The organism is Streptomyces sp. NBC_01463 (assembly GCA_036227345.1).
Classification (GTDB): domain Bacteria; phylum Actinomycetota; class Actinomycetes; order Streptomycetales; family Streptomycetaceae; genus Streptomyces.
Genome location: CP109468.1, coordinates 1,379,720 through 1,405,318, shown reverse-complemented (window position 1 = coordinate 1,405,318; position 25,599 = coordinate 1,379,720). Strand labels below are relative to the sequence as shown.

Genomic DNA, 25,599 nt, shown 5'->3' with positions numbered 1-25,599 from the left:
ACAGTCGACGAATACTGTATGAACCTTGTTATCCCGCATCCGGTGGGTGGTGTCCAGGGGGCGTGCGGCACTTTCACAATCGGCACGATCGGGAGTGGCTATGGATCTGTACGAGCACCAGGCACGGCAACTCTTCGCGGAACACGGCATAGCGGTACCGCGCGCCGAGGTCGTCGACAGCGCGGGCGCGGCGCAGGGGGCGGCCACTCGGCTCGGCGGCCGCGTCGTCGTCAAGGCCCAGGTCAAGACCGGTGGCCGGGGCAAGGCGGGCGGGGTGAAGACGGCCGCCGACCCCGCGGCGGCGGCTCTCACCGCACGCCGCATTCTCGGCATGGACATCAAGGGCCACCCGGTCCGCACGGTGATGCTCGCCGAACAGATGGACATCGAGGCCGAGTTCTACGTCGGCTACGTACTGGACCGGGCGGCCGGCACCTTCCTCGCCATCGCGTCCGCCGAGGGCGGGATGGAGATCGAGGAGGTGGCCGCGAACCACCCGGACGCGGTGGCCCGCATCCCGGTCGACCCGGTGGAAGGCGTGACGGACGACAAGGCGCGTGAGATCGCCGCGGCGGCCGGACTGCCACCGGAGACGGCCGGTGTCCTGGCACGGCTCTGGCAGGTCCTCAGCCGGGAGGACGCCCTCCTGGTCGAGGTCAACCCGCTCGTCCTGACCACCGACGGCCGGATCGTCGCGCTGGACGGCAAGGTGACACTCGACGACAACGCCCGCTTCCGTCAGCCCCGTTGGAGTGCCGGGGCCGATGACCCGCACGCCGACCCGCTGGAGGCCGAGGCGGCCGCGAAGGGGCTCAACTACGTCAAGCTCGACGGCGAGGTCGGGATCATCGGCAACGGCGCCGGACTCGTCATGTCCACCTTGGACGTCGTCGCCGGCTGCGGCGCACGGCCCGCCAACTTCCTGGACATCGGCGGCGGCGCCTCGTCCCGCGTCATGGCCGACGGACTCTCCGTCGTCCTCTCCGACCCGGACGTGGCCTCGGTCCTGGTCAACGTCTTCGGCGGGATCACCGCCTGCGACGCGGTGGCCGAGGGCATCGTCCAGGCACTGGAGACCGTACGCCTGACGAAACCGCTCGTCGTCCGCCTCGACGGCAACAACGCAGCCCGCGGCCGGGCGATCCTCGACGCACGGGCGCACCCGCTGGTCCAGCAGTCCACCACGATGGACGGCGCCGCGCTGAGCGCCGCCCGACTCGCCGACGCGGCATAGGGAGAGCGGACATGGCCATCTACCTCACCAAGGAGAGCAGGGTCCTCGTCCAGGGCATGACGGGCGCCGAGGGCATGAAACACACCCGCCGCATGCTCGCCGCCGGCACCCGGATCGTCGGCGGCGTCAACCCGCGCAAGGCGGGCCGGACCGTGGACGTCGACGGCACAACCGTCCCGGTCTTCGGCACGGTCCAGGAGGGCATGACGGCCACCGGCGCGGACGTCACGATCGTCTTCGTCCCGCCCCCCTTCGCCAAGTCGGCGGTCATCGAGGCGGTGGACGCGGGCATCGCCCTCGCGGTCGTCATCACCGAGGGCATCCCGGTCCACGACGCGGTCGCCTTCCACGCCCACGCCAGAGCCGGCTCCACCCGCGTCATCGGCCCCAACTGCCCCGGCGTGATCAGCCCGGGCCAGTCCAACGCGGGCATCATCCCGCCCGACATCGCCCCGGCCCCCGGCCGCATCGGCCTGGTCTCCAAATCGGGCACGCTCACCTACCAACTGATGCACGAACTCCGCGACATCGGCTTCACCTCGGCGGTCGGCATCGGCGGCGACCCGGTGATCGGCACCACGCACATCGACTGCCTCACGGCCTTCGAGGAGGACCCCGACACCGAACTGATCGTCCTCATCGGCGAGATAGGCGGCGACGCGGAGGAACGGGCCGCGGCCCACATCGCCCGCCACGTCACCAAGCCGGTGATCGCCTACATCGCGGGCTTCACGGCCCCCGAGGGCAGGACGATGGGGCACGCGGGCGCGATCGTCTCGGGCGCGTCGGGCACGGCGGCGGCGAAGAGGAGCGCGCTGGAGGCGGCGGGTGTGGCGGTCGGCTCGACCCCCACGGAGACGGCCGACCTGGCAAGGACCCGCCTGCTCCCGGGGGCGCTGCCCCCGGCCGAATCCAGCCCCGCCGGCGTTTGAGGCGCGGGGTCCGGGGCGGAGCCCCGGCTACGGGAAGGGGCGGGCAGGGGAAAAGGCCCGCCGCAGGCGCTCCCCACCCGCACCACCCCGCACCACCCGGCACCACCCCGCCCCGACTGTGCACCGAGAGCGGAGACCGAATGGCACCCAGCAACTCCACCGACCCCACCCCCACCCCCACCCTCAAACCCGGCACGGCCTGGCAAGACGCCTGGACCCGCTGCCTGGCCACCGCCCCCGAGGCCTTCCAGGACGACCGCGTCCTGAACCTCTGGGCCTCCACCTGGCAGCGCGACGGCCGCGTGCTCCCCGCCACCACCCCCGTGGACGGCACCCCCATCGCGGCCCCGCCCCGGCTCGACGCCCCCACCGCGACCCGTGCCGTCCGTGCCGCCCTCGACCAGCACCGCGCCTGGCGCCACCTCCCGCTCCCCGAGCGCAGCGCCCGCGTGGCAGCGACCCTCGACGCCCTGACCGAGCACCGCGAACTGCTGGCCCTCCTCCTCGTCTGGGAGATCGGCAAACCCTGGCGCCTCGCGCAGGCGGACGTGGACCGGGCCATCGACGGCGTGCGGTGGTACGTCGACCACATCGACCGGATGCTCGTCGACCGCACCCCGCTCCCCGGCCCGGTCTCCAACATCGCCAGCTGGAACTACCCCATGTCCGTGCTGGTCCACGCGATGCTCGTCCAGGCCCTGGCCGGCAACGCGGTGATCGCGAAGACCCCCACCGACGGCGGCGTGGCCTGCCTGACCCTGGCCTGCGCGCTCGCCGCCCGCGAGGGCGTCCCCCTCACCCTCGTCAGCGGCAGCGGGGGCGAACTCTCCGAGGCGCTGGTGCGGTCACCGGAGATCGGCTGCGTCTCCTTCGTCGGGGGCCGCGACACCGGAGCCCGTATCGCCACAGCGGTGGCCGACCTCGGCAAGCGGCACATCCTCGAACAGGAGGGGCTCAACACCTGGGGCATCTGGAACCACACGGACTGGGACGCGCTGACCGCCGTGATCCCGAAGCTCTTCGACTACGGGAAGCAGCGCTGCACCGCCTACCCCCGCTTCGTCGTGCAGCGCAGCGCGTTCGACGCGTTCCTGGCGGCCTACCTCCCCGCGGTCCGCTCGTTGCGCGTGGGCCATCCGCTCGCCGTGGCGGACCCGGCCGACCCCCTCCCGGCGCTGGACTTCGGCCCGCTGATCAACGCGGCCAAGGCCAAGGAACTGGCCGACCAGGTGGCGGAGGCGATCGACCGCGGCGCGATCCCGCTTCACCGCGCCGACGCGTCCACGTCCGACGGCCGCTTCCTCCCCGGGCAGGACACCTCCGCGTACCTCCACCCGGTCACGCTCCTCAACCCGCCCCCGTCCTCCCCGCTGCACCACGCGGAACCCTTCGGCCCGGTCGACACGATCGTCCTGGTCGACACGGAGGCGGAGCTGCTGGCCGCGATGAATGCGTCCAACGGGGCCCTGGTCGCCACCCTCTCGACCGACGACCCCGCGACGTACGACAGGCTGGCCCCGCAGATCCGCGCCTTCAAGGTCGGCCACGGCACACCCCGCTCCCGGGGCGACCGCGACGAGCTCTTCGGCGGCTTCGGGGCCTCCTGGCGCGGGGCGTTCGTCGGCGGGGAACTCCTGGTCCGGGCCGTGACCGACGGCCCGGCGGACGACCGCCTGCCGGGCAACTTCCCGGACCACCACCTGATCTAGGGCCTCTCGTTTGGATCATGCCGGGCTCGCGGGCCCCGGCACGCGCTCCCCCAAGCTCTCGACTTCGCTCGAGCAGGGAGGGGCCCCCTCCCGCGTTGTCGTCGGTCGCCCATGCTCCTTCCCCAAGCTCTCGGCTTCGCTCGAGCAGGGGAGACCCCATCCGACTCCCTCCTCCGCCTTGCAGCCGCACGCACCGGACCCCGCTCCCTGATCCGGCCTGATCCAAACGAAAGACCCTAGGCGGGGCCGCCTACCCGATCCCCTGCCGGTCGGGCAGCAGCGCGAACTCCCGCTCGGCGGCCTCCGGCATCGTGCGCTCCACCGCCTGTACCAGCAGCGCACGGTGCCGGAGCAGCGGACCCTGCCGCTCCGGCCCGGCCAGCAGCGCCAGGTCATCGATGCCGGCCAGCAGCCGCCGCGTCACCTGCGGGCTGTCGGTCGCGCACCGCCGGATCTCCTCGAACCCGAGATCCACGAGGTCCACCCATCCCGGCACGTCCTGAACGAGCCGCACCATCCCCTTGCGGTCCCGGTGGTGGACGGCGCCGAGGGGGAGCCCCGACACGGCCGCGAGGAACTGCACGATCCGGTCGAGGCACTGCACGGCGGTGGTCGGATCGCTCACCGCCGGCGACAGCGCCCGCAGCGCGATGTCCGACAGCTGCCGCAGCCCGAACGCCAGGTCCTGGTGGAGCGTGCGCTCGACCCCTACGGACACCGTGTACCGCAGCGCGCGCCGGGGCGGCGCTGCGGTACCGCCGTGCACTGCCAGCACGGGCGTGCCCGGCACGACGAAGTCCCCGAGCCGGGGGATCAGCCGCAGCACCACGCCCTGCTGCCGGGCAGCCCGGACCAGCCGCGCCACGTTCACGTCCCGCAGCACCCCGGCCCGCCCCTCGTGCAGGATCTGCCCGGTTTCCGGGGGAAGCGCCTCCTCGTGCGACCCGCCGACGGGCATCCGCCGCAGCACATGGAAGGAGTCCCGCGTGATCCGGTCGACGACGGGACCGACCTGCATCAACCGCAGCGTGGCGCTCACGTACGCGATGAAGAGCAGCAGGCTGAGCCCGACGAGCACGGCGGTCAGGATGCTCTGGAGAAACGGGACGGACACGACGCGGCGCGGATCGACCGTGCTCTCGTACGAGCTGAGGACCAGCAGCGAGAACACGAACGTCGCCAGGAAGACGGAGAGCGTGAGCTTGCTGATCCGGCTCCGCACGAAAATCCGCACCACCCGCGGCGTGAGTTGCCCGCTCGCCATCTGGACGGCCACCAGCGAAATGCTGAAGACCACACCGATGAAGGTCATCATCGCCGTGCTGATCGTGACGACGATCGTCTGCGTGTCCTCGGCGATCGAGACCAGGTCCTTGATCTCGTCGTACGCCTGCTCCTCCTGGAGGTAGGTCACGATCTGCTCGTCGAGTGCCGAGGCGATGAACCAGAGCGCGACGGCGCAGATCAGCGTCAGGGTCGGGGCGAACCAGAAGGTTTCGCGCAGGTGCTCGCGCAGGGGCGACAGCGCGCGGGGTGGCCGGTAGCCGCGATCACTCATGCCCGCGAACGTAACCCGGCCCGCCCGCGCACCGGCGGAACCCGCCACCGACCCTCCGGACGCACTGCACGTACGCAGCCGGCGACGCACCGTGCATGACCTGCGGGGCGCAGAACGCGCGAGGCGCCGCCGAAGCCGCCGGCACCGCACTGACCACCGGATATACAGGTGAGGGCGACCCCAAACCCCTGGTATTGTTTTCTTTGTCGCCGCGGGAGACCGGGGCCGACCACCTGGTCCGGGTGGCGGAATGGCAGACGCGCTAGCTTGAGGTGCTAGTGCCCTTTATCGGGCGTGGGGGTTCAAGTCCCCCCTCGGACACCACGAAGAGCCAGGGTATTCACTGAATACCCTGGCTCTTCTGTCGTACCCCGCCCCTTGCCCGGCCGGTTCATTCGGCCGCGGACAGGGACGCCAGGTATCCCGTCAGGGCCTCCCGGGTTGCTGACAACGGGAAGCGGGCGCCGAGCTGCCCGTCCGGGCGCACGACGAAGCCGGTCGGCCCGTCCGGCCGGTAGAGCCGGGCGAACTCGCCGGCGGCGTCGCGGTAGCCGGGGGTGTCCGCAGGAGCGTCGCGGCCCACCACGGTGACCGTGTGCAGCCAGCCCGGCACGGCCGCGTCGAACGCCCCGGCGTCGTCGACGCCCTTCTCCGCGTACCGCACCAGCACATGCCCCGTGAGTCCGCGCAGGACGTCGAGCAGTCGCAGCGGGTAGGCGGCCACCGGAGTGGTCAGCCCGGGGCAGTCAGGGGCTCGGTCGCCGGGCTGGGGTGCGTCGGCCGGGCCGTACGGGGCGCCGGCGAGCGGTCCGTCCCGGTACCCGACGAGCAGCTGGGCCTCGCGGAGCATCAGTGTCTCCATGTCGTCGGCGTCGCTCTCGATCCCCTTCGTGGCATGCCGGACGGTCCGGCCGACGACCTCCTCGCCGACCGGGCGGCGCTCGGCGTCGTAGCTGGTGAGGAGGGCGGGTCCGGCTTCCCCGCGGACGACGAGGGCGAGTTTCCAGGCCAGGTTGCAGGCGTCCTGGATGCCGGTGTTCATGCCCTGGGCGCCGGTCGGCGGGTGGATGTGCGCGGCGTCGCCCGCGACGAAGACCCGTCCGTCGCCGTAACGGCCGACGATCCGGTGGCTGATCCGGAACACGGAGGACCAGCGCATCCGGGACAGGTTCGCGGGCCGCGGGGCCAGCCGGTCGACGACGGTCTGGATGTCGGAGAGCTCCGGGACGCGTCCGCCCTCCAGCCCGTGCACCACCTCGGCACCGTCCGACGGGCGGGTGGACAGGGCGGGCGGGACCAGCATGGACATCCGGTAGCGGCCCGCGCCCGGAAGCGGGATGCAGACCAGCAGATCGTCGGTGGAGCCGTCGTCGGCGGTGTGGGTGGCGCGCACCCCGTATCCGTACGCCAGGTCCCAGTCCGCGACGACATCGGCCAGCATGTACTCCTCGCCGAACGCCCCGCCCTCGAAGGTGAGCCCCAGCCCCTTGCGCACGGTGCTGTGCGCGCCGTCGCAGCCCACCAGGAAGCGGGCCCTGACCTCCTCGGTGCCGCCGGTGGCCGTGCGCAGCCGGGCGGTCACGCCGCCCTCGTCCTGGACGAAGGACACCAGCTCGGTCCCGCGCTCGATGACGGTGCCGAGGCCCGCCACGTACTCCTCCAGGATGCGCTCGGTCTCGTACTGCGGAAGCGCGGCGAAGCCGTAGGGCACCTCGGGCGGGAGGACGAGCTCGATCCGCGCCACCTCGCTGCCGTTGACGTGGATCAGCTGGCCCCGCATCGGGGCGGCCGCCTCCAGCACGGTACGGGCCAGGCCCATCCGGTCCCAGATCTCCAGGGTGCGCGGCTGGATGCCGACGGCCTTGGCGTACGGGAGCCGCTCCGGCAGCCGGTCGACGAGCCGGCACGGGACTCCGCGCCGGCGGAGTTCGGCGGCCGCGCTCAGCCCGACGGGCCCGGCGCCCGCGATCAATACGTCAGTGGTGTGCTCGCGTGCCACGGATGCCTCCCGCGCCTTGCCCCCGGCCGGTCCCTCCTCCATGGTCGCCCGATGCGGTACGGGCGGCGAGCCGGAGGAGCGGTGGCCGGGGTGCGCGGCGGGCGGGGCCGGCTGTTCTGCTACTTCGCCGAGGCGACGACCGGATAGTGGTCGGAGAGGTTCGTGTACGTGTAGTCCGTGCCCCAACTCGACACGGTCCAGGGCGCGCTGTCCTCCTTGACCACCTCGTTCGTCCAGCCCGTGGGCTTCGCGTGGCCCGTGCGGTGCAGGACGAAGTCGAGGTCCTCGCGGGGGTCGTCGGGGTAGCGGTCGGCAGCGATCGAGTTGTCCCGGGTGTCGAAGGAGTAGGTGTGGCCGGTGCGGGTGTCCGCCCCGGTCAGGCCGGCGTTCGTGAGCAGCGCGGCGTACTCGGCGGAGTGTGAGTCGACGTTGAGGTCGCCGGCCACGATGACCTGCTCGGACGCCGGGATGTTCCTGGCGTCGAGGAACGCGTCGATCTGCCGGAACTGCCGGGCACGTATGTCCGCGGCCTCGCCCGCCCCGCACCCCGGGTCGGTCGACTGGGTGTGGGTGCCGACGATGTGCACCCGGGCCCCGCCGACGTTCAGTTCGGCATAGGCGAAGCCCTTGTTGGACCACCAGTCGCTGCCGCAGGCGTCCTTGTAGATGTGCTGCTCCTGCCGGACGATCGGCCACTTGCTGAGGACGGTCACGCCACCGTCCTCCGGTGTCGTGGCGGAGTAGGCCCCGCCGGTGGCGTCCCATCCGCTCCTGCTCCGGCCGACGACCGGTGTGTGGAACGGGTACTGGTCCGAGGCGGCGGCCGTCAGCGCGTCCGACGAGGCGTTGTCGAAGGCCTCCTGGAGCACGACGACGTCATTGCCGCGGAAGAAGCCCGCCCGCGGGATCTCCGCGGCCCGGTGGGCCTGCCCCCAGTTCGGGTACAGGGCCGTGCTCATCAGGAACGTGTTGTACGTGAGCACCCGCAGGGACGGGGTGGCACCGGCGGCCGAGGCGGGCGGTGTGCCGACGGCCAGGGTGACGGCGGCGAGCGCGGCGGACAGGGTGACACCGGAGATGCGGCGAAGGGCGGAGTGCGGCACTGGGGCTCCTGGTTCTGCTGCTGCAGTTGGGGGGTGGTCGCGTCCTGGCCCCATGAAAGCAGGGGGAGTTACCCATGGGTAGACGGCGGGTGCCGGGAGCCCGGCGCGCCGCCGTCCATCGGGTGCGGCCGTCGCCCGTGCCGACCGTGGCTGCCGTCCCGCCGCCGTCACTTCCTCTTCGCGTAGACGATGAGGTTGTCGACGGGGTGCCCCTGGGCGTCGAACGCGCCGTCGCAGGTGATCAGCCGCAGGGCCCGGTCGTCGGTGGGGCCGTAGACCCGCCCGGTGGGGAAGGCCTTCTTGTCGGCCGTCTCGCGGCCGGTGACCGTGAAGTGGATCTCGGTGCCCGCGTCGTCGCGGACGGCGATGTCCGCGCCCTTGGTGATGTTCTTGAGGTCGTGGAAGACGGCCCGGCCGAAGCGGGTGTCGTTGTGGCCGATGAGTACGGCGGGGCCCGGTTCGCCGGGGACGGCGCCGCCGGTGTACCAGCCGGCCGTCATGCCCTTCTCGGCGGGCGGCACTTCGACCGTGCCGTCGGCGTTGAGACCGAGCCGCATGACGGCGCTGTCCACTCCGAGCGAGGGGATGGAGACGTGGACCGGTGGCCGGGCGGAGGACTTCGGGGTCTTCGGCGGAGTGACGGTGGTGCCGGTGTCCGGGGTGCTGATGGTGCTGGGCCGGTGGGCAGCATCCGCCGGGGCCTTGGATGTCGAGGTGTCCGCGCAGCCGGTGAGTGCGGCGAGCGCGGTGAGCGTGAGGCAGGCGTACAGCGGAAGTGCGGTGCGACGGCGCCGCAGGGGCTGGGAGGTACGGGGCATGGGTGCGGGCTCCAGAAGGGATCGTACGACGGCAGTGGCGCCGCCCGAGGTGAAGGGCGGCGCCACTGCGGGCAGTTCGGCTACCGGACGGGGTCAGCCGTTGCGGCGGCCGGTGTGGCGGCGGCGCAGCACGACCGTTCCGGCGCCCGCGACCAGCAGTGCGGCCACGGCGGAACCCGTGAGGGCGGCGGTGTTGTCGTCCGACGAACCGGTCGGCTCCTCACCCGCGGCCACGCCCCCGCGCGGCACCGCGGACGGAGTGGCGGCGGAGGGTGCCCGGGTGACGGCGGGGGAGGGCTCGTCGCTCGGCGCGGCGGGCGCCGCCGAGGGGGCGGTCGTGGGCTTGGGCGAGGAGTCGGCGAAGGCCGCGGTGGCGGGTACGCAGACAGCGCCGACCGCGACAGCGGTGAGGACGGCGGTACGCAAGGACGTACGCAGGGACATGAAGACGGCTCCGTTCCAGGTCGGCCTCGACGGCGCCGCAGTGCGGGGGTGCACTGCGGCGCGAGGCGTGCCGACAGGCTGACGCGAAGTTATGAAGAAGCTGTCAGGACGCTGTGGTCATCGCATCAGGGCTGCTCGGAACGGTCCGGGGGACCGTCGGTGGAACCGTTCGCGGGGTTGTCCCCCGGACGGTCTGCAGGCAGGCGCAGGGTGAACACCGAGCCCTCTCCCGGCACGCTCACCGCCGTCGCGCTGCCGCCGTGTGCCTCCGTGAGTTTCCGGACGATCGCCAGCCCGAGCCCGCTGCCTCCGGTGCGGCGGCTGCGGGACTTCTCGCCGCGCCAGAAGCGGTCGAAGACGTGCGCGAGGTCCTCGGCCGGGATGCCGGTGCCCGTGTCCGACACGTCCACGAGGACCGCGTCCCCCGCCCCGGAGCCGTACGCGCGCAGGGCGACCGTGCCTCCGGACGGGGTGTGGCGGACCGCGTTCGACACCAGATTGCCGATGGCCTGCCGCAGCCGGACCGGGTCGGCCGTCAGCTCCGGCACCGGGCGGTCCGGCGGCGACGGCAGCACCGTCAGCGTCACCCCGGCCGTTTCGGCGCGGGCCTGGTGCGCGGCGGCGACCTGGGCCAGCAACTCCTCGGTCCGTACCGGTTCGGTATGCAGCCGCAGGGCGCCGGCGTCCGCCTGGGCGAGGTCCTGGAGGTCGTCGATGATGTGCTGCAACTGCACGGCCTCCTCGTGCAGGGAGGCGATGAACGCCGGGTCGGGTTCGGCCACCCCGTCCTGTGCGGCCTCCAGCCAGCCGCGGATGTTGCTGAGCGGGGTGCGCAGCTCATGGGCGACATCGCTGACCATGGCCTTGCGCTGGGCCTCCAGACGGGCGCGGTGGGCGGACATGTCGTTGAACGTGGCGGCGAGGCGCCCGATCTCGTTGTCCGCGGTGACCAGCACCGGCGCGGTGTCCTCGCCGTCGCGCATGCGCTGGGCGGCGCCCGTCAGGGCGCGCAGCGGGCGGACGAGCCGGGCGCCGACGAGCACCGAGGCGCCGACGGTGAGCGCCAGGACGAGCGCGGCGGCGCCCGCGATCCTGGCGGTGTTGCCCGGGGACAGGTCGAACCCGGGGACGGTGGTGCCGCCGGTGTCGCTGATGAACAGGAGCGCGGGCGAGGCGACGTAGGAACTGAGCTGCTCGCGGCGGGCCGTACCCACGCAGGAGGCGATGGCCCGGTCGTCCTCGCTGCTGCCGACGGCCGGTGAGGCGTCCGTGCCCGGCATGACGCTCGGGGCGTCGGTCGGGGTGGCCCTGCGCGCCGGTGCCGGTTCGGAGGCGGGGGCGTCCGTGGGTACGGGGCTGGGCATCGCACTCGGCTGGGTGGTGGGCACCAGCGCCGTGGGCCTGGGCTCCGATGCCTGTCCCCAGGACAGATCGAGCTTCAGCCGTACGGACGGGCGGTCCTGGCGCTTCAGACACGCGTCGGCCAGTTGGTTGAGCGACTTCAGGGCTTTCTTCTCCGTGGCCGTCGGGGTGTCGAGGGCGTCGGTGGCGCAGCGGGTCCCCTCCAGTCGTTCGGGGTCGTTGCCCACCACCTGGATCACCGGCCGCCCGCTCGCGGTCCGCACCACGTCCGATGCGATTCCGGACTCGCCGAGGCAGGCGACGCCCCGGTCCGCGATCTGCCGGAGCGCCGTACGTTCCGCGGCGGGCAGCCGGAAGGGGCCGACCGCACGTGGATCGACCCGGTCCGCCGGGGTGCCGGAGCCGGACGGGCCCGCGTTCTCGGCGGCGAGCGCGGTGTCCACGGCCAGCGGGTCCACGACCGCCGACGCCTGGGCAGGCAGCGCCGTCGCGGGCTCGGGCGCGGCCGAATCGGCGAGCGGGGCGCGCTGTTCGGTGGTCAGCACGATCCGCCGCCCGGACTGCTCGGCCAGGTCCCGCACCGTCTTCCCGACGCCGTCCCAGGCGGGATGAGCCGCCGCGTAACCGAGCAGGCTGTGGTAGATCCGGGCATCGGCGGTCAGGTTCTGCCCCTGCTCCTGGAGGATCGCGCCGGACGTCGTCTGGACGGCTATCCAGGCCGTGGCCGCGACCGAACAGGCCGCCACCAGCGCGGACACGGCCAGCAGCCGGGCGAACAGACTCCTGCGCAACGGCAGCCGCGAGCGCCTCACCGGTGCCGTTGCCGACACCGATGCCGGGTCCGGGACGGCGGTGTCCGCTCGTCCGTCCGGACGCCCTGCGCTACGACGACGCACGGGCCGCCGCCTTCGCCGGGTCGGTCAGCTTGTAGCCGACACCGAACACGGTGAGCAGCCGGGCGGGCCGGCGCGGCGCGGGCTCGATCTTCTTGCGCAGATTCATCACGTGCACGTCGACCGTGCGGTCACTGATGTAGCGGTCGAAACCGTGCAGCTCCGCCAGCAGTTGCTGCCGGGAGAAGACCCGGTCGGGCTCGCCGGCGAGTGCGGCCAGAATCCTGAACTCGCCCGGTGTGCAGTCCACGGCCCGGCCGTCGACCGACACCACGTGCCGGGCGGGATCGACCACCAGAGTCCCCACCGCCAGGACGGCGGCGTCGGCCGGACCGCTGCCGTCGCCGCCGGAGCCGCGCCGGTTGCGGCGCAGCAGCGTGCGCACCCGGGCCATCAGCTCGCGCGGGCTGTACGGCTTGGTCACGTAGTCGTCCGCGCCGAGGTCCAGCCCGAGCAGCAGATCGTCCTCGGTGGTACGGGCCGTCAGCATCAGCACCGGCAGCTCCCGGCACTCGGCGCGCAGGACCCGTACGACGTCCAGACCGTCGGCCCGCGGCATCATCACGTCGAGGACCAGCAGGTCGGGCTCTCCCTGCCGGACCGCGTCGAGAGCCGCGAGGCCGTCGCCGACGACGGTGACGGCATGCCCCTCCCGTTCGAGGTAGCGGCGGAGGAGTTCCGCCTGTTTCTCGTCGTCCTCGGCGATGATCACGTTTGCGCACACGCGCTCGATCGTAGAGGGGTTCGAACGGCGGGCGTCGACCTCTTGCCGGGAGCACGGGGAACTGCTCTGCTGTACCCGCAGGTAACAGGGGTGGTGGCGGACGCGCGGGCGACGCTCCACGACGACGTGTACGAGGACGGGGACGGTGGCGGGGTGGAGTCAGCAGCAGGGCAGGAGGTGCGTGGTGTGCTGCCCGAGGGGCTGGCCGATGCGATACGTACGACGGCCGAGGACATCGCTGAGCTGCTGCGCGGCGCCCCCGACACCGGCGCCCCGGTGCCGGGACTGACCTGGACGGTGGGTGAGGTTGCCGCGCACCTGGCGCAGGCCAACGCGCTGATGGCCGAGGTGGCGGCAGGGCGCACGCACCGGCACGGCGACGGCACCCCGCAGGGCATCGCCGAGGCCAACGAACGGGCCCTCGCCGCATACGGCGAGCGTGCGGCCGGACCCCTGGCCGCCGTCATCGTCGCGCAGGCCGCCGCATACCTGGACGCGGCGACCGGGCACCCCGCGGACGAGACGCTGATGACGCCGATGGGACCGATGAACCGGGTGGTCCTCGGCTCGTACCTCCTGACGCACATGCTGGGCCACGGCTACGACCTGGCCCGCGCGCTGAAGCGCCCGCACATGGTCGACCGGGCCCGGGTCGCGCTGGCTCTCCCGTTCATGGTCGAGGCGATGCCCCGGGTGACCGACGCCGCGACGACGGCGGGGCTCAACGCCCGTTACGCGGTACGGCTGTGGGGCGGCGGACAGTTCGGGGTGACGTTCACCGACGGCACGGCGGCCGTGGGCCACGCCCTGCCGGACCGCCCGGACTGCACGATCTCCATCGAGCCGGTCACGTTCCTGCTGATGGCGCTGGGGCGCTGCTCACCGGTGGGCGCGATGGCCCGGGGACGGGTCTTCGCGTGGGGCCGCAAGCCGTGGCTGGGGCCGAGGTTCCCCGCGTACTTCAAGGCACCCTGAGACGTGGTGGCCGCGCACGAGGCGCGCCCGGCTACTCGCCGCTTCCGTTCCCGTGGGACTCCATGAGCTCCTCGTGCGCTGCCACCACGTCCTCGGCGAGGACGGTCACGATCTCCTCGCGCGTCGGGGTACTGGCGATGTGCTTGGCGTACAGCCGCAGGTCCCGCTGCGCGGCGGCCTTCTGGCAGAGCTCGCGCGCGAAGCGGGCATTGCCCACGGTGTCGGCCATGCCGCCGTCCACGATCGCGGCGCAGAAGGACCCGAGGACCCCGACAGCTCCGTCGTCCGGCTCGTCGCCCTGGGAGGCCAGCACGGAGCGGGCGATGAGGACCAGTTCCTGCGCGGAGTAGGAGGGGAAGTCGACCCGGGTGGTGAAGCGGGACACCAGCCCCGGGTTGGCGGCGAGGAGGCCTGCCATCTCGTCGCGGTAGCCGGCGAGGACGACCACGAGCCGGTCCCGGTCGTCCTCGGCCCGCTTCAGGAGCACCTGCAACGCCTCGTCGCCGAACGCGTCGCCGCCGCTGTACCCGCTGTTGGACAGGGCGTACGCCTCGTCGATGAACAGCACCCCGTTGAGCGCCGAGTCGATGACCTTGCTGGTCTTGATGGCCGTCGAACCGAGGTGCTGCCCGACCAGGTCGACGCGCTGGGCCTCGATCACATGCCCCGAGCTCAGCAGCCCGAGCCCGGCGAAGACCTTGCCGATGATGCGGGCGACGGTCGTCTTCCCGGTGCCGGGCGGACCGGCGAAGACGAAGTGGCGGGGCCGGGCCCCGCCGGGGAGCCCCTGCTCCTCACGCAGCGCAGCCATCCGCAACTGGGCGATGAGCGTGAGCACCTGACGCTTCACGGGTTCGAGACCGATCATGCCGTCGAGCGACTTCTGCGCCTCGGCGAGCAACCTGGCCCGTTCCTCGGCGGACGGCCCGTCGGTTTCGGCCTCGGCCACGCTGCCCGTGCCGCCGCCCTGAGGGGAGCGGGTCCCGGCAGGGGCGGGCACCGGGGCGGTGGTGGGCGCCGGGGGCGAGGCCGGGCGCGGGACGGTGGGTGAGGGCGCGTCGGGCTGTGCCGTCGGCCTCGGCGACGCCAGATCGGCAGCGGTGGGAGCCGGGGCTGCCGGGTTGGAGGACGGCCGTGCCTGGGCGCGCAGGTCGACGTCGAAGAGTCCCGGCGCACACCGGAAGGCGTACTGATACCGCTTCAGCGCCTCCTCCCTCTGCCCGAGTTCCTCCAGCGACCGCCCCATGAAGTACTTGATCTCGGCGTCGAAGCGGGAGCCGGTCTCCAGCTTCTTCGGCAGCGGGGTCAGGACGCTCAGTGCCTCGTGGTAGACGCCCTGGGCGAAGAGTGAAGCGCCGACGTACAACTGAGCCTCGTCGTACAGGAACGCGTCACCGATCCCGGTCGCGAACCGCAGGACGAGGGCCCAGTCCTCCTTCACGAACGCGTACCTCGTGCAGACGAACCGCGTCTCGTCGCAGTCGAGTTGCGCGGTCGACAGTCCGGCCCAGGCCTCGTCGGTCCGCTTGTTGTCCAGCAGCGACGACATGGCGGCCAGCCACAGGTCGCGCGCGTTCTCCAGCCGGAAGGTGACGTAGTGGCCGATCTGGAACCTGGACTGGAGGCGCAGCCCGAACTTCGAGCGCAGCGCGCCGAAGGCCCCGGAGTTCCGGAGCATGGCATCCAGCGCCTCCTGCTGCCGCTGCCCGGTCGCATGCAGCCCCAGCCAGGCGTCGGCGGCGGCCGGATCATGCGTGGTGGCGAGTGCGAACTGCGCCCCGGCCCCCGCGTTGTCCCCGCGCTGCAGGAGTGTCATCGCCTGGTTCCACGCCTGTTCGGCCTTCCTGACCGACCCCCGGCTCGCGGCTGGACCCTGCACGTGACTCTCCCCTCGACGGGCGCGCGGCCCGCGTCGGCGGCCGACGGGGCCCACCGTGATCACCTGGAACGTGGGTCAGGATAACCAACCTCGGTGCAGCGCGTGCCTGACGTGTGACCGCCGCGCACCCGTCGCGGCTCTGCTCCTGGAGCGGCGCACCACGGCCGGCAACGCCGTCCGGTACCACTACCGCCCGTCGGTCCGCGCCCACGCCGAAGCCGTCGCCGTGCGGGAGGACGGCCTAGCGGGACGACCCGGGCACACGGATCACGGACCGGCCGGCGCCCGCGCCGTACTCAGGCCGCCATGGCCACGGACGCCTTGCCGAGCGACGCCTCACGTGCGCCGCCCGCCCCGCGCTCCCCGAAGACGACCACCCGCAGCAGCGCGAACCGCCCGACCCCGGCGAGGGCCGACGCCGACAGATAGACGCTCTGCTGGACGAGCGTCGAAGGCTCGGACCGGACCGCGTACAGGCAGAGCAGCGCCCCGGTCGTGAAGGCGTAGCTGACGGCGACGGTCAGGCCGGACTGGAGGTGGACGCCCCACCCCCGGCGTCCGCTGCGGAACGAGACCCGGCTGTGCAGCTCGGTCGCGATCACGGTGGACACGACGGTGACGAGCGCATTGGCGACGGCCAGCGGTATCCGGTCGTGGAGGAGGACCAGAACGCCACTGGACGCAACCCCGACCCCGCCACCACAGATCACAAAGCGCACGAAGGCCGCCAGGGCCGGGTGAAGCGTGCGCGTCTGCTGGAGTGAAGGGGCGGTCACGAGAGGGCCTCCGAAGGCTGTGTGGAGCGGTGTGCATATTCCACTCCAGAACCTACGGACCCGGCGTCCTCCCGACGACCCGGTTTTCCCCCGACCTTCCTGGGGGTTGTCCCCCAGGAAGCACTAGGGGGGACTGGGGTGCGACCCCCACCCCGGGCCGTCGTGCGTGCTGCCGGAAACCTCGCGGAAATGCCCGGTGACCTCGGAGGTCCTACGCTCGGACGATGAGCCAGTGAAGACGGGAGGCGATCTCGTGACCCGCTCCACCCAGTCCGTACCGCACCTGCCGCCGCACACGAACCCGCTGCAATCGGTGCCTGAGGTGACGGTCCGGCTCAGCCACCACACGGTGCACGGCTACCGCAGGGCCTACCGCATCGCCGGCGAGGGTCCCGCGATCCTCCTGATCCACGGCATCGGCGACTCCTCCGCCACATGGTCGGACCTCATTCCCGAGCTGGCCCGCAACCACACCGTCATCGCACCCGACCTGCTCGGCCACGGTGACTCCGACAAACCGCGGGCCGACTACTCGGTGGCCGGGTACGCGAACGGGATGCGGGACCTCCTGGGCGTCCTCGGCATCGAGCGCGCCACGCTGGTCGGCCACTCGCTGGGCGGTGGGGTGGCCATGCAGTTCGCCTACCAGTTCCCGGAGCGCACGGACCGCCTCATCCTGGTCAGCGCGGGCGGTGTGGGCCGCGAGGTCACTCCGGTCCTGCGCGCGGTGTCCCTGCCCGGCGCGGACCTCATGCTCTCCACCCTCCGGCTGCCCGGTATGCGCACCCAAGTCGGCCTCTTCACCGCTCTGATGAAGCTGCTGGACACCGATCTGGGCCAGGACGCGGCGGAGTTGCTGAACGTCGTGGACGCCCTGCCCGACGCCACGTCCCGCTCCGCGTTCATCAGCACCCTGCGCTCGGTGGTCGACTGGCGGGGCCAGGTCGTCACCATGCTCGACCGCTGCTACCTCACCGAAGGCATGCCCACGCTGCTCCTCTGGGGCTCCCGCGACAGCGTCGTGCCGGTACGCCACGCCCATGGAGCCCACGCGGCGATGCCGGGCAGCCGCCTGGAGATCTTCGACGGCGCCGGGCACTTCCCCTTCCACGCGGACCCGGCCCGCTTCTGCGCCCTGGTCGAGCACTTCATGGACACCACGACCCCGGCGAACTGGAGCCCGGAGCGCTGGCGCGAACTCCTGCGCACGGGCCGCCCCGTCAGGCCCCCGGGCGAGCCGGGAGCCGCCCACGACCGCACGGTCGAACGCGACCTCCGCGAAGCGAGCGAGCGCAGCGCCACCTGAGACGGCGGCGGGCCACGGCCTCAGGTGATGTGACCTGTTCCGGCTGTCCTGTTGGGGTGCCGCTCACCGCGCTTGCTTCCGGAGTTCCGGTGCGGGAGAGCGGCCGCGCCGATTCACCGCGCCGCTCGTGACCTCCGTCAGCAGGCGGTAGTACGCATCGGAACGGGACGCGAAGTCCAGCCAGGCGGACATCGCGTCCCGCTCGGTGTCCGGTCCGCGGAGCAGGTCGGCCGAGGTCTGGCGGAACTCTTCGGCGACGGAGTTCCGGTCCGCCGCGTCCAGCAGGTGGCGGAGCTCGGCCAGTGCGGCCCGCGTCCGGCGGCGTTGTTCCGGGCCGGCTTGCGGCATTCGCGCGCAGCCGGTGGCGGCGGGCGCCTCGGTGAGCAGGAGTTCCAGCCGGGCTGCCAGCTCGCACCCCCTCCTGATGCAGCGGGTCCCAGGCCGTTCGGCCCGCGGCCCGCGGCCAGCGCCTTCTCGTAGTCCTCGGCCACCAGGTCGGCCGCGTGGGCCAGATCCCACGCCCGGCGGACGACGTCCGGATCGACGCCGCGCAGTCGCGGCACCGCACGGATGTTTCCGCCGACCAGGCCGGTGATCGTCAGCAGCAGCCCGATGACCATCAGCGTGTCGGAGAGGCCGATCCGACCGGCGGCCTCGTCGTCCTCGCTCAGCGAGTACAGCTCGCCCCTGGCCCCGCCCTCGGCGACCACGAAGCCGGTGTCCCAGCCGTGACCTGTCCTCAGGTCGTGGTTCGGCGCCTTCAGGACCGGGTCGCGTGTGGTGTCGCACCGATACGGGGCCTCGTGCCGGCGCTGGTCGAACGGGTCCTTCCAGCGGACCGTGCAGGCCCCGTCCGGTGCCTCTTCGAGCACGGTCAGATCGACCTGCCTGAGCTCGGGCATCTCCGGTGCGGTCGTATAGACGGCAGCTGATCGGCAGCACGCCGAGTGTCAACACCCAGCGGATGAAGGGTACGTGTCTCACTCGGGGTCCCCGCGTCCTGTCGGCAGTGCGCGTGCCGGCTCAGCGTGTGCCCCGTGGACCGTCACCTGCAAGAACGGGAGTCGGCAGTTCCGCGCTCCCGGGCCTTCCCGGTTCCGGCAGGACGCGGGGTGCGGAGAGGGTGCCGCAGCGTTTACCCGTCCGTGCGGTCGGAAGTGTTCGCATGAGTGCGGCAATCCATTCCGTTGCCGACTGTTCCCCCGAATACCACCATGTGCACACCGCACGGGTCTTCCCCCGGGCCTGCCGATTCTGGAACACTCCAGTCGCTTTCGCCCGCACGTCCCCTCACCCCACAGAGGCCCCCACCCATGGCAGAACTCAACCGTCGTCGCCTCCTGCAACTCGCCGGAGGCGCAGCCGCCTTCACCGCGCTCTCCGGCAGCATCGCCCGTGCCTCGTCCCTCCCCGCCCGGGGCCGTACCGGCACGCTCCAGGACGTCGAGCACATCGTCGTCCTGATGCAGGAGAATCGATCCTTCGATCACTACTTCGGCACCATGAAGGGTGTCCGCGGCTACGGCGACCCCCGGCCGGTCACGCTTCCGAGCGGAAAGCCGGTCTGGCATCAGAAGGACCTGCTCGGCAAGGAGGTGCTGCCGTTCAGGCCGCCCGCCGACAAGCTCGGGATGCAGTTCCTCCAGGACCTGAACCACGACTGGGCCGGCGGTCACCGCGCGTTCAACAAGGGTGCGTACGACCAGTGGGTGCCCGCCAAGACCGCGACGACGATGGCCCACCTCACGCGTGAGGACATTCCGTTCCACTACGCGCTCGCCGACGCCTTCACCGTCTGCGACGCGTACCACTGCTCGTTCATCGGGTCGACCGACCCGAACCGCTACTACCTCTGGAGCGGGTACACGGGGAACGACCGCACCGGTGGCGGTCCCGTGCTCGGCAATGACGAGGCCGGGTACGGCTGGACCACCTATCCCGAGCGGCTGGAGCAGGCCGGGGTGTCGTGGAAGGTCTACCAGGACATCGGCGACGGGCTCGACGCCGCCGGGTCCTGGGGGTGGATCGACGACGCCTACCGGGGGACGTACGGGGACAACTCGCTTCTCTACTTCAACAGTTACCGCGGTGCCGAGCCCGGTGATCCGCTCTTCGACAAGGCGCGCACCGGTACCGACATCAAGAGCGCCGGCGGGCTCCTCGACGACCTGAAGGCCGACGTCCGGGCCGGGACGCTGCCCAAGGTGTCCTGGATCGTCGCGCCGGAGGCCTACAGCGAGCATCCCAACTGGCCCGCCAACTACGGCGCCTGGTACATCTCGCAGGTCCTCGACGCGCTGACCTCCGATCCCGAGGTGTGGGGCAGGACCGCCCTCTTCATCACCTACGACGAGAACGACGGCTTCTTCGACCACGTCGTGCCGCCCTTCGTGCCCTCGGGGCCCGGCCAGGGGCTGTCCACCGTGGACACCGCCGCCGACTACTTCCCGGGCGACATCCGGTACGCGGCCGGGCCGTACGGACTCGGGCAGCGCGTGCCCATGCTCGTCGTCTCGCCGTGGAGCACCGGCGGCTTCGCCTGTTCCGAGGTCTTCGACCACACCTCCGTCATCCGGTTCATGGAAGAGCGCTTCGGCGTGCACGAGCCGAACATCTCACCCTGGCGCCGCGCCGTCTGCGGCGATCTCACCTCCGCCTTCGACTTCGGCCGTACGGACACCTCGGACGCCCCGCTGCCGTCGACCGACGCCTATGAGCCCCCGGACCGCGGCCGCCACCCCGACTACGTGCCCGCACCGCCCGCCACCGGCAGCGTGCCCAAACAGGAGAAGGGCGCCCGTCCCACCCGGCCGCTGCGCTACGCGCCCTTCGTGGACGGGGCCGCCGACCCGGCCACCGGCAAGTACCGCCTCACCTTCAGCGGCGGGGCCGCGGCCGGGGCGCAGTTCCTGGTGACCTCCGCGAACCGCACCGACGGGCCCTGGACCTACACCGCCGGGGCCGGCGCGTCGCTCTCGGACAGCTGGAACACGCTCTACTCCAACGGCGTGACCGATCTCACCGTCCACGGTCCCAACGGGTTCCTGCGTGCCTTCAGGTCCGCCGGGAAGGTGGCCGGACCTGAGGTGACGGCTCGTCATGTCGCCGCGACCGGTGGGCTCGAACTCACCCTCTTCAACGGCGGGTCCGCGAGCGTGCACCTGACCGTTCGCCGTGCCGCCGGGTACGGAAGCGGCGCGGAGACCTTCACCGTGCGGGCGGGCGCGACCGTGAAGCACGTCCTCGACCTGCGGGAAAGCAAGCGCTGGTACGACATCGCCGTCACCTCCGACGCGGACACCGCCTTCCTGCGGCGCTTCGCCGGACACGTCGAGACCGGCGAAGCCGGTACGAGCGACCCGGGTCTCGTCACCGGGTGAGTGGCCGACGGTCCGGCGGTGGGGCGGGAGCGTCGCGACACCCGAGGGGGGTGCCGCAACGCTCCTGACCACCCGTCGGGTCGTGCGGTTTGCGTGGGTTAGAGTTTTCGTCGGGTCATGAGTTCCAGCGCGCAGCCCCGGCTTGCTGGACGGCACCCCGCTCCGCTGCGGGTGCTCCGGGTGACGACCTGCCCCGTGCGCAGGGTGCGGGGAACAGCGGACCGCGGTGCAGGACACCCGGGGTCCTCGTCCCGGAAGGCGAATCCCACCATGCTGCGTCATCTCACCCAGAACGACTCCGTGCGGAGCGACGACTGCTCCCGCTACGCCGCGGGTCACCGCGTGCACTGGATCCATGCGAAGAAGTGCCGCCAGGAGCCGGGGCAGGCCGTCGAGATCCTGCTCACCGCCGGTGATGTCCGCGACGACGGATGGGTCGAACTCCGTCCCGCCTTCGACTACGCGAACGACCTTCCCGCCGTCTGGACGCATGCCCCCGGCGCACTGCGGGAGACTCTCGCGGCTCACCGCGGGCGCGTGTACTGGCTGCCGCGCTGGCATGCGCTGAAGCTCGTGCACGGCGACGGCGACAGCGGCGGTGCCGGTGGGGGAACCCGGGGTGCTGCCGGGCTGGTGAACGTCGGCCTGGAGGGCGGGGACCTCTGCGAGGGCGTCCGTGCCGGGGAGCGCTCCTCCCTGGCCTAGGGCCTTGGCTGTCCGACTCGCCCGTCCCGTACCGCCCGCGCGCATCGTGCCGGGCGGTACTTCGTGATGCTCTGCAAATGTGGGGAGTTGTCGCCCGGTTGTTGCGTTCAAGGCGCGAAATTGATCGCTGTTGACCGGTCCGGCGTCACACAAAATCCTTATAGTGAACATGCGTTGATCGCATGATCATGACGCGTGCAGCTGTCGCCACAGGAGTCAGGACTCATGACGCGCCCTTCTTCCACAGAGCCCGCGCCGCCCTCTCCGTCTCCTCCTCCCGGCTGTCCGGCGCACGCCGCCTCCGGAGCCGTGCCGCTCAGCGGGCCCGGCTTCCAGACCGAGCCGCAGGCCGTCTACCGCGGCATGCGGCGGGATCACGGGCCCGTCGTCCCGGTGGAACTGCCCGGCGGGTTCCCCGCCTGGCTGGTCATCGGGTACCGCGAGCTCCACCAAGTCACCAGCGACGGCGAGCTGTTCCCCCGCGACGTCGGTCTGTGGAACCAGTGGCCGCACATCCCCGACGACTGGCCGCTGCTGCCGATGGTGGGGCGGCCCCTGCCGTCCATCTACTTCAGTGCGGGGGAGGAGCACCGGCGGCACGCGCGCATGGTGGGGCCGGCCCTCGAAGCCGCCGATCCGTTCGAGATCCGGCGCCACTGCGAGGAGTTGGCGGACCGTCTGATCGACGACGTGTGCAGCAGGGGGACCGCCGACCTCGTCTCCGACTTCTGTGAACCCCTGCCCGTCCTCGTCCTCGCCCGCCTCGTCGGCTTCCCCGACGACGAAGGCGCCGACATCGCCCAGGTGTTGAGGGACCTCGCCGACGGCGGACCGGGTGCGCAGAGCGCCCATCTGCGGTTCGGGGAGCACATGGCGCGGCTGGTGGCCGCGAAGCGGGCCGTGCCGGGGGACGACGTGACCTCCCGCATGCTCGCGTTCCCCGAGGTGTTCACCGACGAGGAGTACATGCTCGACCTGATGGCCATCACGGCCGCCGGGCACCTCACCACCGCCGACTGGATCAGCAACTCCCTGCGGCTGATGCTCACCGAGGACGAGTTCGCCGACTCCATGGCCCGCGGCCGGCGCAGCATCGGCGAGGCCATGAACGAGGTGCTCTGGGAGGACACGCCCACCCAGATCCTCTCCGGCCGCTGGGCCGTACGGGACACCCAGCTCGGCGGACAGCGGATCAAGGCAGGCGACATGCTGCTGCTCGGGCTCGGCGCCGCCAACACCGATCCGCTGATCCGGCAGAGCATGTCCGGCAGCGGCGCCCCGGCCCAGGGCGGCAACGGCGCGCACCTGGCCTTCAGCCACGGCGAGTACCGGTGCCCGTTCGCCGCCCAGGAGATCGCCGAGATCATCGCCCGTACCGGCATCGAGGTGCTGCTCGACCGGCTGCCCGACCTCCAGCTCGGCGTCGCCGTCCAGGACCTCGTACGGCGGCCCTCCGCCTTTCTGCGGGGCACCACCTCGCTCCCCGTCCGGTTCACCCCCGTTCGCACGACAGGAGACTTCTAGTGAACTGCCCTCACGCCGCCGCCCAGGAAGCCGCCCAGGCCGCCGCTCAGGACGGCGGGACCGTCGTCGTCATCGACCCGATGGTCCAGGACCTCGACGGTGAGACGGCACGGCTGCGCGACGCCGGGCCGCTGGCCCGTATCGAGCTGCTCGGGGTTCCCGCCTGGACCCTCACCCGGCACGCCGACGCCCGGCAGCTCCTCGTCGACCCGCGGCTGGTGAAGGACCTCGACGCCTGGAGCCTGTGGCAGAGCGGCGAGGTGACGCACGCGTGGCCGCTCATCGGGATGATCGACGCCGGCCGGTCGATGTTCACCGTCGACGGTGCCGAGCACCGCCGGCTCCGCACCAAGACCTCCCAGGCGCTCACGCCCCGCCGCCTGGAGGCGATACGCCCCGACATCGAGAAGTTCACCTCGGAACTGCTGGACGCGCTCGCCGAGGGCGGGCGGGACGGGGCCGTCGTCGACCTGAAGTCCGTGTTCGCGCAGCCGCTGCCCATGCGGGTCGTCGGCATGCTGATGGGCGTGGACCCCGCCGAGAACGCCATGCTGACCCGTCAGTACAAGGCCTTCTTCTCCATGCTCACGCCGCAGGACGAGCGGCTGGCCCTCCTCGCCGACCTGGACGTCTTCTACGCCGGGCTCGTACGCGAGAAGACCGCGCGGCCCACCGACGACCTGACGTCCGCGCTGATCCTCGCCGACGAGGGCGGCGAGCCGCTGACCGAGGAAGAGGTGGTCGGCAACCTGAAGGCGATGGTCGCGGCCGGGCACGAGACCACGATCGGGCTCATCCTCAACGCCGTGCGCGCCCTCCTGTCCCACCCCGAGCAGCTGCGGATGGTCCTCGACGGGGAGGTCTCCTGGGAGACCGTGATCGAGGAGACCCTGCGGTGGGACACCCCGACCACCCATCTGCTGATGCGGTTCGCCACCGAGGACATCCAGGTCGGTGACGGGGTCATCGCCAAGGGCGAAGGTGTCGTCATCTCCTACCGGGTGATCGGCCGGGACACCGAGCAGCACGGCCCGGACGCGGACGCGTTCGACATCACCCGCGCCACCCCGATCCGGCACATGACGTTCGGCCACGGACCGCACATCTGCCCCGGCGCGGCGCTCTCCCGGGTCGAGGCGGGGATCGCCCTGCCCGCCCTCTTCGCGCGCTTCCCCGGTCTGCGGCTCGCGGTGCCGGACGCGGACATCCGCAAGCTGCCCGTGATGACGCAGAACGACATGGAGGCCTTTCCCGTACTGCTCGGTGCCTGAGGCAGGCTGACGGACCGCCAGTTCACCGCGCGCGGGTGCTCCGCGCGTATCGTGGGAGCCATGAAGATCCGTTTCGGAGTAGGGCTCGGAGCCGGTCCGTCCTTGTCGGACTTCAGCCGCACCGTCGACCGTCTCGAAGGCGCCGGGATCGATTCGCTGTGGCTGTCCGAGCAGGTGTACTCCGACGCGGTCGACCCCTTCATCGGCATGGCCCACGCGCTGTCGCGGACCAGCCGGCTGAAGGTCGGGACGTCCGTCGCGGTCCTCCCGGGGCGGCACCCGGTCCTGGTCGCCAAGCAACTGGCTTCCCTGGCCGCGCTGTCGCCCCGGCGCGTGCTTCCCGTGTTCGGGCTCCAGCCCGCCCGGCCCGGCGAGCGTGAGCTGTTCCCGGCACCGGAGGGCCGGCGCGGGGCGCTGTTCGACGAGTCGCTGGAGCTGCTGCGGGCCTCGCTCAGGGGGGAGGCCGCCGGATTCGACGGTGAGTTCCACACGGTCGGATCCGCGCGCATCGGGCCGCTGCCCGCCAGGCCCCTGGACATCTGGCTCGGGGGCAGCGCGCCCGCGGGGCTGCGCAGGGCCGGGCGGTACGGGGACGGGTGGCTCGGCTCCTTCCTCACGCCCGAGGCCGCCGGGCGCGCCCGGGAGACGATTCAGGCCGCGGCGGCGCAGGCGGGGCGGGAGATCGAACCCGACCACTTCGGGATCAGCCTCGTCCTCGCCCAGGACGGCATTCCGGATGACCTCGCCCTGACGATGCGCCGGCGCGACCCGGAGAGCGACCCGCGCGATCTCGTCGCCACGGACTGGCCCGGCCTCCACCGGCTGCTCGACGCCCACATCGAGGCCGGGCTCACCAAATTCGTGATCTACTCCGCCGGGTCCCAGCCCTTCGACACCTTCCTCGACCGGTTCGAGGCGGAGCTGCTGCCCCGGCAGAACTGACCTGCCGGGGCCTGCGTTGCGGTGCGGTCCGTGGCGGTGAGGTCCGGGGTACGCCCGGCCGGCCC

General features: G+C 72.1%; 20 protein-coding genes, 1 tRNA gene and 1 riboswitch. Of the genes, 11 read left to right on the top strand and 10 right to left on the bottom strand.

From position 1 onward, the window contains the following. Positions 1-100: 100 nt before the first annotated feature. From sucC to OG521_06050, 3 genes are all read left to right on the top strand, one after another. A complete protein-coding gene (sucC, locus tag OG521_06060; GenBank protein ID WUW20375.1) occupies positions 101-1,234 on the top strand; it encodes an ADP-forming succinate--CoA ligase subunit beta in 1,134 nt (377 codons plus the stop codon). Between the two features lie 11 nt (positions 1,235-1,245). Next, positions 1,246-2,166: a succinate--CoA ligase subunit alpha gene (gene sucD, locus OG521_06055; GenBank protein ID WUW20374.1), complete on the top strand. Its 921-nt coding sequence runs from the start codon at positions 1,246-1,248 to the stop codon at positions 2,164-2,166. 140 nt (positions 2,167-2,306) lie between these two features. Then, entirely contained in the window at positions 2,307-3,875 is a 1,569-nt protein-coding gene (locus OG521_06050) for an aldehyde dehydrogenase family protein (protein WUW20373.1), read from the top strand. A gap of 250 nt (positions 3,876-4,125) precedes the next feature. Here the strand turns inward: OG521_06050 and OG521_06045 are convergent, their stop codons facing one another. Continuing rightward, the gene (locus OG521_06045) at positions 4,126-5,433 is read right to left on the bottom strand and encodes a DUF2254 domain-containing protein (protein WUW20372.1); all 1,308 of its coding nucleotides are present in this window, start codon (positions 5,431-5,433) and stop codon (positions 4,126-4,128) included. Between the two features lie 236 nt (positions 5,434-5,669). Between OG521_06045 and OG521_06040 the strand changes: the two genes are divergently transcribed. Continuing rightward, positions 5,670-5,757 (top strand) — tRNA-Leu (locus OG521_06040). Positions 5,758-5,824: 67 nt separating this feature from the next. Here the strand turns inward: OG521_06040 and OG521_06035 are convergent. The 6 genes from OG521_06035 to OG521_06010 form a co-directional block, all read right to left on the bottom strand. Next, positions 5,825-7,474, bottom strand: a complete 1,650-nt coding sequence (locus tag OG521_06035; protein WUW20371.1) for an FAD-dependent monooxygenase — start codon at positions 7,472-7,474, stop codon at positions 5,825-5,827. A 77-nt stretch (positions 7,475-7,551) separates the two neighbouring features. After that, positions 7,552-8,535, bottom strand: a complete 984-nt coding sequence (gene sph / locus OG521_06030) for a sphingomyelin phosphodiesterase (protein WUW20370.1) — start codon at positions 8,533-8,535, stop codon at positions 7,552-7,554. Positions 8,536-8,702: 167 nt separating this feature from the next. Further along, positions 8,703-9,353 carry a class F sortase gene (locus OG521_06025; GenBank protein WUW20369.1) on the bottom strand — a complete coding sequence of 217 codons (651 nt, stop codon included), beginning with the start codon at positions 9,351-9,353 and terminating at the stop codon, positions 8,703-8,705. 93 nt (positions 9,354-9,446) lie between these two features. After that, on the bottom strand, positions 9,447-9,797 hold the full coding sequence (locus OG521_06020; protein ID WUW20368.1) for a hypothetical protein: 351 nt from the start codon (positions 9,795-9,797) through the stop codon (positions 9,447-9,449). 125 nt (positions 9,798-9,922) lie between these two features. Continuing rightward, positions 9,923-11,950, bottom strand: coding sequence for an ATP-binding protein (locus OG521_06015; GenBank protein ID WUW20367.1), 2,028 nt, complete (start codon positions 11,948-11,950; stop codon positions 9,923-9,925). Positions 11,951-12,041: 91 nt separating this feature from the next. Beyond that, positions 12,042-12,776, bottom strand: a complete 735-nt coding sequence (locus OG521_06010; GenBank protein ID WUW20366.1) for a response regulator transcription factor — start codon at positions 12,774-12,776, stop codon at positions 12,042-12,044. Between the two features lie 153 nt (positions 12,777-12,929). On the opposite strand from OG521_06010, the gene OG521_06005 reads away from it, so the two are divergent. Continuing rightward, on the top strand, positions 12,930-13,751 hold the full coding sequence (locus OG521_06005) for a maleylpyruvate isomerase family mycothiol-dependent enzyme (protein WUW26587.1): 822 nt from the start codon (positions 12,930-12,932) through the stop codon (positions 13,749-13,751). 31 nt (positions 13,752-13,782) lie between these two features. On the opposite strand, the gene OG521_06000 is transcribed toward OG521_06005, so the two are convergent. Together OG521_06000 and OG521_05995 are read right to left on the bottom strand one after the other, a co-directional pair. Then, positions 13,783-15,567, bottom strand: coding sequence for an AAA family ATPase (locus OG521_06000; protein WUW20365.1), 1,785 nt, complete (start codon positions 15,565-15,567; stop codon positions 13,783-13,785). 359 nt (positions 15,568-15,926) lie between these two features. Beyond that, on the bottom strand, positions 15,927-16,406 hold the full coding sequence (locus OG521_05995) for a hypothetical protein (GenBank protein WUW20364.1): 480 nt from the start codon (positions 16,404-16,406) through the stop codon (positions 15,927-15,929). A 304-nt stretch (positions 16,407-16,710) separates the two neighbouring features. Here OG521_05995 and OG521_05990 point away from each other — a divergent pair, with 304 nt between their 5' ends. Continuing rightward, positions 16,711-17,712, top strand: a complete 1,002-nt coding sequence (locus OG521_05990) for an alpha/beta hydrolase (protein ID WUW26586.1) — start codon at positions 16,711-16,713, stop codon at positions 17,710-17,712. Positions 17,713-17,849: 137 nt separating this feature from the next. Here OG521_05990 and OG521_05985 read toward each other — a convergent pair whose 3' ends face one another. Continuing rightward, positions 17,850-18,614 carry a hypothetical protein gene (locus OG521_05985; protein WUW20363.1) on the bottom strand — a complete coding sequence of 255 codons (765 nt, stop codon included), beginning with the start codon at positions 18,612-18,614 and terminating at the stop codon, positions 17,850-17,852. A 411-nt stretch (positions 18,615-19,025) separates the two neighbouring features. On the opposite strand from OG521_05985, the gene OG521_05980 reads away from it, so the two are divergent. The 5 genes from OG521_05980 (at position 19,026) to OG521_05960 (ending at position 25,534) form a co-directional block, all read left to right on the top strand. Further along, positions 19,026-21,092, top strand: coding sequence for a phospholipase C, phosphocholine-specific (locus OG521_05980; GenBank protein WUW20362.1), 2,067 nt, complete (start codon positions 19,026-19,028; stop codon positions 21,090-21,092). 113 nt (positions 21,093-21,205) lie between these two features. Further along, a riboswitch (SAM riboswitch) is annotated at positions 21,206-21,315 on the top strand. 47 nt (positions 21,316-21,362) lie between these two features. Further along, on the top strand, positions 21,363-21,797 hold the full coding sequence (locus OG521_05975; protein ID WUW20361.1) for a hypothetical protein: 435 nt from the start codon (positions 21,363-21,365) through the stop codon (positions 21,795-21,797). A gap of 225 nt (positions 21,798-22,022) precedes the next feature. Further along, positions 22,023-23,321 carry a cytochrome P450 gene (locus tag OG521_05970; GenBank protein ID WUW20360.1) on the top strand — a complete coding sequence of 433 codons (1,299 nt, stop codon included), beginning with the start codon at positions 22,023-22,025 and terminating at the stop codon, positions 23,319-23,321. Positions 23,322-23,401: 80 nt separating this feature from the next. Beyond that, on the top strand, positions 23,402-24,592 hold the full coding sequence (locus OG521_05965; protein ID WUW26585.1) for a cytochrome P450: 1,191 nt from the start codon (positions 23,402-23,404) through the stop codon (positions 24,590-24,592). Positions 24,593-24,652: 60 nt separating this feature from the next. Beyond that, positions 24,653-25,534 (top strand): TIGR03854 family LLM class F420-dependent oxidoreductase, encoded by an 882-nt coding sequence (locus tag OG521_05960; GenBank protein WUW20359.1) that lies wholly within the window; start codon positions 24,653-24,655, stop codon positions 25,532-25,534. Positions 25,535-25,599: the final 65 nt, after the last annotated feature.